The sequence below is a fragment of the Burkholderia sp. BCC0398 genome, assembly GCF_902833245.1.
Taxonomy (GTDB): domain Bacteria; phylum Pseudomonadota; class Gammaproteobacteria; order Burkholderiales; family Burkholderiaceae; genus Burkholderia; species Burkholderia sola.
Genome location: NZ_CADFEM010000003.1, coordinates 392,175 through 406,222, shown reverse-complemented (window position 1 = coordinate 406,222; position 14,048 = coordinate 392,175). Strand labels below are relative to the sequence as shown.

At 65.2% G+C, this 14,048-nt stretch carries 10 protein-coding genes; all 10 read left to right on the top strand.

The genetic code is table 11. The features are described from left to right. The first annotated feature begins 33 nt into the window (after window positions 1-33). The 10 genes from HWX76_RS08410 (at window position 34) to HWX76_RS08365 (ending at window position 13,928) form a co-directional block, all read left to right on the top strand. A complete protein-coding gene (locus tag HWX76_RS08410) occupies window positions 34-1,065 on the top strand; it encodes a LacI family DNA-binding transcriptional regulator (protein ID WP_050012587.1) in 1,032 nt (343 codons plus the stop codon). Beyond that, window positions 1,062-1,991 (top strand): ribokinase, encoded by a 930-nt coding sequence (rbsK, locus tag HWX76_RS08405; RefSeq protein WP_050012588.1) that lies wholly within the window; start codon window positions 1,062-1,064, stop codon window positions 1,989-1,991. The genes HWX76_RS08410 and rbsK overlap by 4 nt, the downstream gene beginning before the upstream one ends. Before the next feature lie 284 nt (window positions 1,992-2,275). Then, window positions 2,276-4,054: a methyl-accepting chemotaxis protein gene (locus tag HWX76_RS08400; protein WP_176015722.1), complete on the top strand. Its 1,779-nt coding sequence runs from the start codon at window positions 2,276-2,278 to the stop codon at window positions 4,052-4,054. Window positions 4,055-4,602: 548 nt separating this feature from the next. Next, complete coding sequence (locus HWX76_RS08395) at window positions 4,603-6,525, top strand: PrkA family serine protein kinase (protein WP_069621450.1); 1,923 nt, start codon at window positions 4,603-4,605, stop codon at window positions 6,523-6,525. Window positions 6,526-6,650: 125 nt separating this feature from the next. Further along, window positions 6,651-7,919, top strand: coding sequence for a YeaH/YhbH family protein (locus tag HWX76_RS08390; protein ID WP_006476064.1), 1,269 nt, complete (start codon window positions 6,651-6,653; stop codon window positions 7,917-7,919). After that, on the top strand, window positions 7,916-9,595 hold the full coding sequence (locus HWX76_RS08385; RefSeq protein WP_050012590.1) for a SpoVR family protein: 1,680 nt from the start codon (window positions 7,916-7,918) through the stop codon (window positions 9,593-9,595). The genes HWX76_RS08390 and HWX76_RS08385 overlap by 4 nt, the downstream gene beginning before the upstream one ends. 237 nt (window positions 9,596-9,832) lie before the next feature. Then, window positions 9,833-11,137: an MFS family transporter gene (locus HWX76_RS08380; RefSeq protein ID WP_050012591.1), complete on the top strand. Its 1,305-nt coding sequence runs from the start codon at window positions 9,833-9,835 to the stop codon at window positions 11,135-11,137. Between the two features lie 430 nt (window positions 11,138-11,567). After that, window positions 11,568-12,383 (top strand): ABC transporter substrate-binding protein, encoded by an 816-nt coding sequence (locus HWX76_RS08375; protein ID WP_124556421.1) that lies wholly within the window; start codon window positions 11,568-11,570, stop codon window positions 12,381-12,383. Between the two features lie 94 nt (window positions 12,384-12,477). Continuing rightward, a complete protein-coding gene (locus HWX76_RS08370; RefSeq protein WP_124630399.1) occupies window positions 12,478-13,200 on the top strand; it encodes an amino acid ABC transporter permease in 723 nt (240 codons plus the stop codon). Between the two features lie 2 nt (window positions 13,201-13,202). Next, the gene (locus tag HWX76_RS08365) at window positions 13,203-13,928 is read left to right on the top strand and encodes an amino acid ABC transporter permease (protein WP_176015691.1); all 726 of its coding nucleotides are present in this window, start codon (window positions 13,203-13,205) and stop codon (window positions 13,926-13,928) included. Window positions 13,929-14,048: the final 120 nt, after the last annotated feature.

The window sequence follows — 14,048 nt, the reverse complement described above, 5'->3', positions numbered from 1 at the left end:
AGACAGACAGAACAGACCAGAGAGAAACGGGAAATGGCGACGATCAAGGATGTGGCGGCCATGGCGGGCGTGTCGTTTACGACCGTCTCGCACGTGGTGAACAATTCGCGGCCGGTGTCCGCCGACGTGCGTGCGAAGGTCGAGGGCGCGATCCGCGAGCTGAATTACGTGCCATCGGCCGTGGCGCGCTCGCTGAAGGCGCGGGCGACGGCGACCATCGGCCTCGTCGTGCCGAACAGCACGAATCCGTACTTCGCCGAGCTGGCGCGCGGCATCGAGGATCAGTGCGCGGCCAACGGCTATTGCGTGTTCTTCTGCAATTCGGACGACGATCCCGTGAAGCAGCGCAACTACCTGCGCGTGCTGCAGGAAAAGCGCATCGATGGGCTGATCGTCGCATCGGCCGGCGAGGACGCGGTGCTCGCGCAGACGCTCGCGGATATCCATGCGCCGCTCGTCGTCGTCGACCGCAACATCGAGGGGCTCGCGGCCGATCTCGTGCAGATCGACCACGAGCGCGGCGCATACCTGGCGACGCGCCACCTGCTCGAACTCGGACACGCGAAGATCGGCTGCATCACCGGGCCGACCGACACCGCGGTCAGCGCGATGCGCGTACACGGCTTCATCCGCGCGATGGCCGAGCGCGGCGTCGACATCGTGCCGGGCGCGATCGCCGAAAGCGATTTCTCATGCCTCGGCGGCTATCACGCGGCGTCGCGGTTGTTCGAATCGGTACGGCCGAGCGCGATCTTCGCGGGCAACGACCTGATGGGGGTCGGCGCGCTGCGCGCGGCGGCCGAGCGCGGGCTGCGCGTGCCCGACGACTGTTCGATCATCGGCTTCGACGACATCGAATTTTCCCGCTACACGTATCCGGCGCTGTCGACGGTCGGCCAGTCGGTGCGCGCGCTCGGCGAAATGGCCGCGCAGACGTTGATCGAACGGATCGGCGGCGGCTCGACCGCCGTGCCGAGCCGCCGCCGTGTCGTGTCGCCGCGCCTCGTGCTGCGCGAATCGACGGCCGTCTATCGCGAGCCGGCCGCGCCGGGTGCGCGCGCATGACGGCGAGCGCAACGGGCGCCGGCCGCGTGACGGTGGTCGGCAGCCTCAACATGGATCTCGTCGTGCGCGCGCCGCGGCTGCCGCTGCCGGGCGAAACGCTCGCCGGGCACGCGTTCGCGCAGGCGGCGGGCGGCAAGGGCGGCAACCAGGCCGTCGCCGCCGCCCGGCTCGGCGCGCAGGTCGCGATGATCGGCTGCGTCGGCGCGGATGCGCACGGCGCGGCACTGCGCGCGGGCCTCGAGGCCGAGGGAATCGACTGCACGGGGCTCGCGACGAGCGCGTCGGCGTCGACCGGCGTCGCGCTGATCGTCGTCGACGATGCGAGCCAGAACGCGATCGTGATCGTCGCGGGCGGCAACGGCGAGGTCACGACCGACACGATCGCACGGCACGAGGCCGCGCTGGCGACGGCCGACGTGCTGATCTGCCAGCTCGAGACGCCGCCGGACGCGGTGTTCGCGGCGCTGTCGGCCGGACGCCGGCTCGGCCGCACGGTGGTGCTCAATCCGGCCCCGGCCGTCGCGCCGCTGCCGGACGGCTGGCTGCCGCTCGTCGATTACCTGATCCCGAACGAGGTCGAGGCGGCCGCGCTGACCGGGCTGCCGGTGCGCGACCCGGCCGACGCCGAAGCCGCCGCGCGGGCGCTCCAGGCCGGCGGCGCGCGCAACGTGCTGATCACCCTCGGCGCGCGCGGCGTGCTCGCGCTGACGGCCGACGGCGCCGCGCGGCACTATCCGGCGCCGGTCGTGCAGGCCATCGACACGACGGCGGCCGGCGACACCTTCATCGGCGGCTTCTCCGCACGGCTCGCGGCCGGCGCGGACGTCGATACCGCCATTCGCTTCGCGCAACGCGCGGCGGCGCTGTCGGTAACGCGCGCGGGCGCCCAGCCCTCGATCCCGACGCGGGCCGAACTGGCCGACTAGGGCCGATTCTCCAGTCTCGCGTTTTCGGTTCCCCACGCGCCCGGTCCGTCGCACGAGACGGCCGGGTGCGCTGCATTGGCGCGCCGACGCGCGTTCGCCCCGTTTTCGCTCCGACCCGAATTGCGTCGATTATTCAGTCTTATTCAATAAACAGACGAATAATGCGAAATAAACACGGCAAAACCATCAAGTTATGCGCCGCGCGGTCGTAAATGCACCGAGTGAAGCAATGCTTCGAGCCAACGGGCCGGGCCCGTTCATGACGACGCAACACAGGGTGGATGATGGTGTTCAGGAAGCTGACGATTCGTGCGCGCATCGGTTTGACGATGGCGTTTCTGGCGGTACTGCTGGCTGTCACCGGCGTGCTCGGTCTGCACGGGATGACGCGTTCGAACGAGTCGACGCGCGAGATTTACACGAACCAGATGCCGAGCGCGGTCGACGTCGCGGTCTCGGAAATGTTCGCCGCACGCGAGCGCCTCGCACTCGACCGTGCGGCGCTGCTGGCCGGCACGCCGGACTCGGCGGCGGCCATCGAGCGCAGCCGCGCGATGCGCACGCAGTCGGACGCGTGGTGGCAGAAATACCTTGCGCTGCCGCGCGACGCCGACGAGGACCGGCTCGCACAGGACGTCGCCGCCCGGCGCAAGGTGCTGCAGGCCAGTTGCGACGCGTTCGCGAGTGCGGTCGCGGCCGGCGATCATGACCGGATCGGCGACGGCGCGAAGCAGCTTCAGGCGCGCTATACCGAGCTGGCCGCGGCCGGCGAAGCGCTGCGCAACTTCCAGTTCACCAATGCGCAGGCGCGCTTCGATCAGGCGAAATCGGTGTTCGAGACGATGCGCGTGCTGTCGATCGTCGTGCTGTTGGCCGGCATCGGCGCCGCGGTGCTGTCGTGGCTGACGCTGAGCCGCGCGATCGGCCGCCCGATCGCCGACGCGCTGTCGCATTTCGACGCGATCGCCGCGGGCGACCTGCGCCGGCCGATCGTCGTGGACCGGCGCGACGAGATGGGCCAGATGCTGGAGGGCCTCGCGAGGATGCAGCGCGGGCTCGTCGACACGGTGCGCACCGTGCGCGGCGGCAGCGAGTCGATCGCGACCGCGGCCCGCCAGATCGCGGCCGGCAACATCGACCTGTCGTCGCGTACCGAGGAACAGGCCGCCGCGCTGCAGGAAACCGCGTCGAGCATGGAGCAGCTGACCGGCACCGTGAAGCAGAACGCGGACAATGCGCGTCAGGCAAGCTCGCTGGCCGCGAATGCGTCCGAGATTGCAAACAAGGGCAATACGGTGGTCGGCCAGGTGGTCGGCACGATGGGCGAAATCAACGACAGCTCGGCGAAAATCGCGGACATCATCGCGATCATCGAGGGAATCGCGTTCCAGACCAACATTCTTGCGCTGAATGCGGCCGTCGAAGCCGCGCGGGCCGGCGAGGAAGGCCGCGGCTTCGCGGTTGTCGCCGGCGAAGTGCGCAGCCTCGCGCAGCGTTCGTCGAGCGCGGCGAAGGAAATCAAGGCGCTGATCGACGCGTCGGTGGAGCGGATCCGGACCGGCTCGACGCTGGTCGACGAAGCAGGGCGCACGATGAGCGACGTGATCAGCGCGGTTCAGCGCGTGACGGACATCATGGGCGAGATCGCGGCGGCGTCCGAGGAGCAAAGCGGCGGGATCGACCAGGTGGCGCGCGCGGTCACGCAGATGGACGAGGTCACGCAGCAGAATGCCGCACTCGTCGAGGAAGCCGCGGCTGCCGCGCAATCGCTCGAAGAACAGGCCGCCCGCCTGCGCGAAACGGCGGCGGTATTCCAGCTCGACGACGGAGCGACACGCGCGGGCGCCGTCGTTGCGGTGGCGGCGCGTCCTGCGCCGCGTGCGCCTTCCGCTCCGGCGGCGGCCCCCGCACCGGCTGCCGCGCGCGTCGAACGCGACGCCGCGCCGAAACGCGCGGCCGCTGCAGCGACGGCGCCGGCGCGCAAGCCTGCCGCCGTCTCGCCCGCGCCCGCGCCCGCGCCGGCCGCCGCGACCGCCGGCGGCGACGACTGGGAGACGTTCTGATCGGCGCGCGCCGCGTATCGATCCCCATTTGGTGACCCACGACGCCCGCGATTGCGGGCGTCGTCGTTTCTGCGACAGTTGAATGTGACAGCGTGGACGATCGGTCGTGCATCGGCGCGTGCGTTGCGCATCGTGCACCGACGGACCCTCGGCGATGCGCTGCATGCGCGTCATGTTCCCCCGTTCGTCGTACGGGTATGTCCGTAAGGGACTGCGAAAAAAATTTGTAACGGTGCGCGCGGCGTGTCATCGCACGCGACCGCTCGAACGTATAGGAATGAAGGGAGAGGCGACGACGTCGGAGGCGTCCAACGCACGAGACGTTTCGATGTTCGACGAGACGCGGCGGATGCAGTTTCTGCGGCTCGGGAGGTCGATTGTAAAACGACGAAATGCGTTGTCCAAGCGGTGTTGTCGAGAATGACGAACTTCATACGAAGAGTTCGTGAAAAAAAATAAGAAAGGGTTTAGGATGAATTCGAACGCGCTTGCTTCTGCGCAGTCAGACGAAGGCAGGCACGTCTTCAGACTCAGGCGAGGGAGGTAGCATGGATATTTACAGCAGCTTCGCGAACCGCTTCGAAAAAACGCGAGAGGAAGAGCTCTCGCTGGAGGAGTATCTCGCGCTCTGCAAGAACGATCCATCCGCGTACGCGACGGCTGGTGAACGCATGCTGGAAGCAATCGGGGAACCTGAACAGATCGATACCCGCAACGACCCGCGCCTGTCGCGGATCTTCGCGAACAAGGTCATCAAGGTGTATCCGGCATTCCGTGAGTTCTACGGAATGGAGGAGGTGATCGAGCAGGTGGTCGCATACTTCCGCCACGCTGCGCAAGGTCTTGAAGAGAAGAAGCAGATTCTCTATCTGCTGGGCCCGGTGGGCGGCGGCAAGTCGTCGATCGCCGAGCGCCTGAAGCAACTGATGGAGCGCGTGCCGTTCTATGCGCTGAAGGGCTCGCCCGTCAACGAATCGCCGCTCGGGCTGTTCGACTACGACGAGGATGGTCCGATCCTCGAGGAACAGTACGGCATTCCGCGCCGCTACCTGAAAAGCATCCTGAGTCCGTGGGCCGTCAAGCGCCTGCACGAATACAACGGCGACATCCGCCAGTTCCGCGTGGTGCGCCGCTTTCCGTCGATCCTGCGGCAGGTCGGCATCGCGAAGACGGAGCCGGGCGACGAGAACAACCAGGACATTTCGTCGCTGGTCGGCAAGGTCGATATCCGCAAGCTCGAACAGTACGCGCAGGACGATGCCGATGCGTACAGCTACTCGGGCGGCCTGTGCCTCGCGAACCAGGGCCTGCTCGAATTCGTCGAAATGTTCAAGGCGCCGATCAAGGTGCTGCACCCGCTGCTGACCGCCACGCAGGAAGGCAACTTCAAGGGCACCGAAGGTTTCGGCGCGATTCCGTTCGACGGCGTGATTCTTGCGCACTCGAACGAATCGGAGTGGAAGGCCTTCCGCAACAACCGCAACAACGAGGCACTGCTCGACCGGATCTTCGTCGTGAAGGTGCCGTACTGCCTGCGCGTGTCGGAAGAGATCAAGATCTACGAGAAGCTGATCCGCAATTCGTCGCTGGCCGAGGCCGTATGCGCGCCGGGCACGCTGAAGATGATGTCGCAGTTCTCGGTACTGTCGCGCTTGCACGAGCCGGAGAATTCGAGCCTGTTCTCGAAGATGCAGGTGTACGACGGCGAAAACCTGAAGGATACCGATCCAAAGGCGAAGTCGTACCAGGAGTATCGCGACTACGCGGGCGTGGACGAAGGGATGACCGGCGTGTCGACACGGTTCGCGTTCAAGATCCTGTCTCGTGTGTTCAACTTCGATACGAGCGAGGTCGCGGCGAACCCGGTGCATTTGATGTACGTGCTCGAGCAGCAGATCGAACGCGAGCAGTTCCCGCCGGAAACCGAGCAGAAGTATCTGTCGTTCGTGAAGGACGTGCTCGCATCGCGCTACGCGGAGTTCATCGGCAAGGAGATCCAGACCGCGTATCTCGAGTCGTATTCGGAGTACGGTCAGAACATCTTCGATCGCTACGTCACGTATGCGGACTTCTGGATCCAGGATCAGGAATTCCGCGATCACGACACGGGCGAGAGCTTCGACCGCGCCGCGCTGAACGCGGAACTGGAGAAGATCGAGAAGCCGGCCGGGATCAGCAATCCGAAGGATTTCCGCAACGAGATCGTGAACTTCGTGTTGCGTGCGCGGGCGGCGAACGCCGGCAAGAATCCCGTGTGGACGAGCTACGAGAAGTTGCGCGTCGTGATCGAGAAGAAGATGTTCTCGAACACCGAGGAACTGTTGCCGGTCATTTCATTCAACGCCAAGGGTTCGGCGGAGGAGCAGCGCAAGCATGAGGACTTTGTGAACCGGATGGTCGCGAAGGGCTATACGCCGAAGCAGGTGAGGCTGCTTTGCGACTGGTACCTGCGCGTGCGCAAGTCGTCATGACGCGCGCGGTATCGCGCCCGTACGGCGAGTCCGTACGGGCGCTTTCAGAGGCGCCGCCCGCATGACGGCAGACGGCATGCGCGGCGAGTGCCCCGGCAGATCGACTTTCGAGCGGGAGACCGGGAGTGCTTCATCAAATCATCGACCGCAGGCTGGCCGGCAAGAACAAGAGCATCGCCAATCGCGAACGCTTTCTGCGTCGCGTCAAGAACTACATTCGTCGTGCCGTGTCCGACGCGGTGCGCGACCGTAGCATCAAGGATATCCAGAGCACGCAGAGCATCACGATCCCGCGCAAGGACATCGCGGAGCCGAATTTCCGGCACGCGCCGGGCGGGCGTCGCGAATATGTGCACCCGGGTAATGAAGACTACGTGCGCGGCGACAAGATTCCGCGTCCGCAGGGCGGCTCGGGCGGCGGCGGCAGTCAGGCGAGCAACGAGGGCGAAGGGCAGGACGACTTCGTGTTCGAGCTGTCGCGCGACGAATTCATGCAGTACTTCTTCGACGATCTCGAACTGCCGCGCCTCGTGAAGACGCACCTGCTGACGGTGCCGAGCTGGAAGAACGTGCGCGCGGGCTGGTCGGCGGAAGGTACGCCGAACAACATCGACGTCGTGCGTTCGCTGCGCAGCGCGCTCGGCCGGCGCATCGCGCTCGGCTCGCCGCTCGTCAACGAGCTGCGCGAGCTCGAGGCGCAGCTGGAGGCGCTGAAGAGCGACCCCGAAGACCGCCGCGCGGAAATCGCGACGCTCGAGGCCGAGATTCATCACCTGAAAGGGCGCATCTGGCGGATTCCGTTCATCGATCCGTTCGACCTGCGCTACATCAACCGCGTGAAGCAGCCGCAACCGTCGAGCCAGGCCGTGATGTTCTGCCTGATGGACGTGTCGGGCTCGATGGACGAGCAGCGCAAGGATCTCGCGAAGCGCTTCTTCATCCTGCTTTACCTGTTCCTCAAGCGCAACTACGAGCGCATCGAAGTCGTGTTCATCCGCCACCACACGCGCGCCGAGGAAGTCGACGAGGATACCTTCTTCCATTCGACCGAAAGCGGCGGCACCGTGGTGTCGAGCGCGCTCGAACTGATGCGCAAGGTGATGGACGAGCGCTACTCGCCGACCGAGTGGAACATCTACGGCGCGCAGGCGTCCGACGGCGACAACTGGACTGACGATTCGCCCAAGTGTCGCAAAATCCTGGAAGAGGATATCCTCACCAAGACGCGTTACTTCGCGTATATCCAGGTCGCGCCGGAAGAGCAGAATCTGTGGCTGGAATACGCGCAACTGGCCCTGTCGCAACCGCATCTCGCGATGAAAAAAGTGGAATCGGCTGCGGACATTTACCCGGTGTTTCGCGAATTGTTCGAAAAGCAGGTGGAAATGTCATGACGACCCGCCATCTGCACAACGAGTCGCGCGGCTACGAGCCGCGCCCTTCCGGCGACGATACGGCCGGCCCTGCCGCACCGCAGCAACGCGCGCAGGCCGAACCGCCGCCGCCGGCCGCCGACTTGCCCGGTTCCGGGCAAAAGGAAGCGCGTATGAACGTTGCCGAACGCAAGCCGTTGCCGTGCCCGTCCGACTGGACGTTCGAATTGCTCGAGGAATACGACACGCACATCTCGCAGGTCGCCGAACAATACGAGCTCGACATCTACCCGATCCAGCTCGAACTGATCAGCGCCGAGCAGATGATGGATGCGTATGCGTCGGTCGGGATGCCCGTCAACTACCGTCACTGGTCGTTCGGCAAGCACTTCCTCGCGACCGAGAAGAGCTACCGCCGCGGCCAGATGGGCCTGGCCTACGAAATCGTCATCAATTCGAACCCGTGCATCGCGTATCTGATGGAAGAGAACACGATGACGATGCAGGCGCTCGTCATCGCGCACGCGGCGTACGGGCACAATTCGTTCTTCAAGGGCAATTACCTGTTCCGGCTGTGGACCGACGCGCACGCGATCATCGATTATCTCGTGTACGCGAAGAACTACGTCGCGGAATGCGAGGAGCGCTACGGCCTCGATCGCGTCGAGGAACTGCTCGACTCGTGCCATGCGCTGATGAATTACGGCGTCGACCGCTACAAGCGGCCGCAGAAACCGTCGCTGTCGAAGGAGGCGGCGCTGCGGCGCGAGCGCGAGGCGTACCTGCAGTCGCAGGTCAACGAGCTGTGGCGTACGCTGCCGGGCAAGAAACCGGAGCTGACGGAGGAGCAGGACGACCGCTATCCGTCCGAGCCGCAGGAGAACCTGCTGTATTTCGCGGAGAAGAATGCCCCGCTGCTCGAACCGTGGGAGCGGGAAGTGATCCGCATCGTGCGCAAGATCGGCCAGTATTTCTATCCGCAGCGGCAGACGCAGGTGATGAACGAAGGCTGGGCGACGTTCTGGCACTACACGTTGCTCAATACGCTGTACAACCAGGGGAAGCTGGAAGACGGCTTCATGATGGAGTTCCTGCATTCGCACAGCAACGTGGTCTACCAGCCGCCCGTCACGAAGCCGTACTACAGCGGGATCAACCCGTATGCGCTCGGTTTCTCGATGATGAGTGACATCCGACGGATCTGCGAAGCGCCGACGGAGGAAGACTACAAGTGGTTTCCGGAGATCGCGGGCACGCCGTGGCTGCCGGCGATGCACTACGCGATGCGCAACTTCAAGGACGAGAGCTTCATCGCGCAGTACCTGTCGCCGAACCTGATCCGCGAGATGCGGCTCTTCTCGGTGCTCGACGACGACATGCGCGATTCGCTCGAGGTATCGGCGATCCACGACGATTCCGGTTACCAGTACGTGCGGCAGGCGTTGTCGCGGCAGTACGACATCCATCACCGCGAGCCGAACATCCAGGTGTGGGCCGTCAATACGCGCGGCGACCGCAGCCTCACGCTGCGCCACTTCATGACCGACAACCGCCACCTGTCGGGCGACAGCGACGAAGTGCTCAAGCACATGGCGCGGCTCTGGCAGTTCGACGTGTACCTGGAAAGCGTCGACGAGGCCGGCACCGTGCGCAAGCGCTACGAGTGCCGCTACGTGCCGCCGGAAGTGCGCGTGTGATCGTCGCCGCAGTCGGAAATGTTTGCATCGAACGCCAGCCTTCGGGCTGGCGTTTTCATATGACGAACGCGTGGCGGGAGAAAATTTTTCTACATCCGGACGAACCCGGAGCGCTTGTTACTTTACATTTCGCTAAAATCCCGTAGCGCCGTGCGCCGGAACCGGTGCCACGTGCGACCGCACGCGGCGGCCCCCAGCCGTCTCGCCCAGAAAGCACTAAAAGGAACAGACCAACCCATGGACGTCCAGACCGACCAAGCTGCGCTGTCCGCGCATGACACCCGGCGGCGCGTGTTCGCCATCGTCGGCGCCTCATCGGGCAACCTCGTCGAGTGGTTCGACTTCTACATCTACTCGTTCTGCGCGCTGTACTTCGCGCCGGCGTTCTTCCCGAGCGGCAACACGACGACGCAGTTGCTGAACACGGCCGGCGTGTTCGCGGCCGGCTTCCTGATGCGTCCGATCGGCGGCTGGCTGTTCGGCCGCATCGCCGACCGTCACGGCCGTCGCGCGGCGATGATGATCTCGGTGCTGATGATGTGCGGCGGGTCGCTCGTGATCGCGGTGCTGCCGACCTATGCGCAGATCGGCGCACTCGCGCCGGCGCTGCTGCTGGTCGCGCGCCTGTTCCAGGGCCTGTCGGTGGGCGGCGAGTACGGGACGAGCGCGACCTACATGAGTGAAGTCGCGCTGAAGGGCCGTCGCGGCTTTTTCGCGTCGTTCCAGTACGTGACGCTGATCGGCGGCCAGCTGTGCGCGCTGCTGGTACTCGTGATCCTGCAGCAGACGCTGTCCGCCGGCGAGCTGAAAGCATGGGGCTGGCGCATTCCGTTCGTGGTCGGCGCGGCGGCCGCGCTGATTTCGCTGTACCTGCGCAAGTCGCTCGACGAGACGTCGACGAGCGCATCGCGCGACAAGAAAGACGCCGGCACGATCCGCGGCGTGTGGCAGCACAAGGGCGCGTTCTTCACCGTGGTCGGCTTCACGGCCGGCGGCTCGCTGATCTTCTACACGTTCACGACGTACATGCAGAAGTACCTCGTGAACACGGCCGGTATGCACGCGAAGACGGCCAGCAACGTGATGACCGTCGCGCTGCTCGTCTACATGCTGATGCAGCCGGTGTTCGGCGCGCTGTCGGACAAGATCGGCCGCCGCACGTCGATGATCCTGTTCGGTTCGTTCGCGGTGATCGGCACGGTGCCGCTGATGCACGCGCTGAAGGACGTGACGAGCCCGGTGGCCGCATTCGTGCTGATCACGGTGGCGCTGGCGATCGTCAGTTTCTACACGTCGATCAGCGGCCTCATCAAGGCCGAGATGTTCCCGCCGGAAGTGCGCGCGATGGGCGTCGGCCTGTCGTATGCGGTGGCGAACGCGATCTTCGGCGGCTCGGCCGAGTACGTCGCGCTGTGGTTCAAGTCGATCGGCAGCGAGGAAACCTTCTACTGGTACGTGACCGTGCTGTGCGCGATCTCGCTGATCGTGTCGTGGCGGATGCGCGATCCGAGCAAGGAAGGGTATCTGCGTCACGAGCCGTGATCGGGCTGCGCGTCGCGCGTACTTGCATGATGACGAACGTCCCGCCGGTTGGCGGGACGTTTTTTTTTTGCGGCGTGCGATTCCGCACGCGCCGGCATGAGCGTGCCGCGTCATATCGATATGGAAATCGATTCGTTGTCCATGACGGGCGATTTCCTTAATCTGGCTGCGTAGTTCGTGTGACACCTCCTTGACTGGGATTCGCGCCCGCTGCTTGCAGCGGGCGTCTTTTTTTGTGTGACCGCGTGCGTGACCGCAGCCCATGTGCCTCATCACGAAACCCGCAGAGCAAAGCACCATTTGTTGGTTCGAATTCGCCGCACGCGCTGATACGTTAGCGGCTTCGCGACGACACACTTCGTCGCGATGTGTTTCGAACCGTGCCGCCGCGCGATCCGCGGCGGCCTCCATAACAAATCAGGTCGTGCTCATGAAAATCAACACGCTCGCTACGTGGCTCATCGGGGTCGCGCTCATCTCCGCAGGCACCGTCGCGCATGCGGACCGTCTCGACGACATCAAGAAGGCCGGCGTGCTGCGCGTCGCGACGTTCGACAGCAACCCGCCGTTCGGTTATGTCGACGCGAAAAGCAACCACATCGTCGGTCTCGACGTCGATTACGCGAAGGCGCTCGCCGACAAGCTCGGCGTGAAGCTGCAACTGCAACCGACCAACCCCGCGAACCGCATTCCGTTTTTGACGTCCGGCAAGGTCGACCTCGTGCTCGCGAACTTCACGATCACCGACGAGCGTGCGAAGCAGGTCGACTTCAGCATCCCGTATTTCTCGTCGGGCCAGCAGTTTCTCGCGAAGAAGGGCGTGCTGAAATCGGCCGACCAGCTGAACGCGCTGCGCGTGGGCGCGGACAAGGGCACGACGAACGAGATCACGCTGCGCGAGAAATTCCCGAAGGCGACGATCGTCGCGTACGACGACACGCCGTTCGCGTTCGCCGCGCTGCGGGCCGGCAACGTGCAGGCCATCACGCAGGACGGCCCGAAGCTGATCGGCCTGCTCGCGAACGTGCCGGACAAGCAGAACTACGAGATCCCGGCGTTCACGATCTCGAACGATTACATGGGCGTCGGCGTGCCGAAGGGCGAGACGCGCCTGCTCGGCTTCGTCAACGACACGCTGAAGGGGCTCGAGGCGAGCGGCCGCGCCACGCAGATCTACGACGCGTGGTTCGGGCCGACGACGAAGACGCCGCTCACGCGCATCTTCCGCATCGGCGACAAGACCTGACCTTCGCTGCACGCGCGCCGCGATCGGCCGGAACACCGGCCGCGCGGCGCTTTTCGTTTTCATCCGACCGCGCGCGTCGTGCGCGCTCTCCAGCATGCTCGGATTGGCTCCCAAATATCTATCCTGGCTCTGGCAGGGCTTCCTGCTGACACTCGGCCTCGCGGCCGCGTCGGCGATTGCCGCGACCGTCGGCGGGCTGCTGCTCGCCGTGATGCGGCATGCGCGCGGCAGGGCGCCGCGCGCGGCCGCCGCCGCGTACGTCGTCGCGTTTCGCAACACGCCGCTGCTCGTGCAACTGCTGTTCTGGTATTTCGGCGTCGCGTCGTTGCTGCCCGATACGTGGATCGCGTGGCTCAATGCACGCCATGCGGTGAGCGCGGGCCCGTTTACGCTCGCGTGGCCGTCGTTCGAATTCGTCGCGGGCTGGGTCGGCTTGAGCGCCTATACCGCAGCGTTCGTCGCCGAGGAATGCGAAGCCGGCCTGCGCGGCGTACGGCGTGCGCAACACGATGCGGCGGCCGCGCTCGGCCTCACGCCGACGCAGTCGCTGCGTTACGTGGTGCTGCCGCAGGCCGTGCGCATCGCGCTGCCGCCGCTGTTCGGCCAATACATGAATCTCGTGAAGAACTCGTCGCTCGCGATGGCGATCGGCGTGGCCGAGCTGTCGTATGCGTCGCGGCAGGTCGAGACCGAGACGTTCAAGACGTTCGCCGCGTTCGGCGTCGCGACGCTGCTGTACGTCGCGGCGGTGGCCGCGATCGAGGCCGGCGCGTATGCGGCCACGCAGTGGCGCGACCGGCTCGGAGCGGGGCGCTGACGATGGACCTTTCGCTGCTGCTGTCGAATCTGCCGTACCTGTTGGTCGGTGCATTTCCGGACGGCCCGCTCGGCGGTGCCGCGCTGTCGCTGGTGCTGGCGCTCGCGAGCGCCATTGCGTCGGCCGTGCTTGGCGTGGCGCTCGGTGTCGCGATGGCGCTCGCACGCGGCCCGGCGCGCGTGCTGCTGCTCGCGTTCATCGGCTTCTTCCGCGCGATTCCGGTGCTGATGCTGATTTTCTGGACGTATTTCCTGATGCCCGTGCTGCTGCACATGGATGTGCCGGGACTCGCGACGGTCGTGTGCGCGCTGGCGCTGGTCGGCGGCGCGTATCTCGCGCACGCGGTGCACGCGGGAATCGTCGCGGCGGGCGACGGGCAATGGCAGGCCGGACTGTCGCTCGGGCTCACGCGCTGGCAGACGGTGCGCTACGTGCTGCTGCCGCAGGCGATCCGGATCATGACGCCGTCGTTCGTCAACCAGTGGGTCGCGCTCGTGAAGGACACGTCGCTCGCGTATATCGTCGGCGTGCCGGAACTGTCGTTCGTCGCGACGCAGGTGAACAACCGGCTGATGGTGTATCCGGCGCCGATCTTCCTGTTCGTCGCGGTGATCTATCTCGTGCTGTGCACGTCGCTCGATGGCGCGGCGCGGTGGTTGTTGTCGCGAGGCGCGCAGGCGCGGCGTGTCGAGAGCACGGCGGTCGAACGGATCAAATCCTTGCGATGATGTAATCCCGATAAGCAATTACAAGAGATCTGATTACAGGTCGCATGCCGATTCGACCTCGCAATTCTGTCAGGGATTTTTTTGAACTGACGGGTGAGGTAAGATTCGCCCGGATTGCCG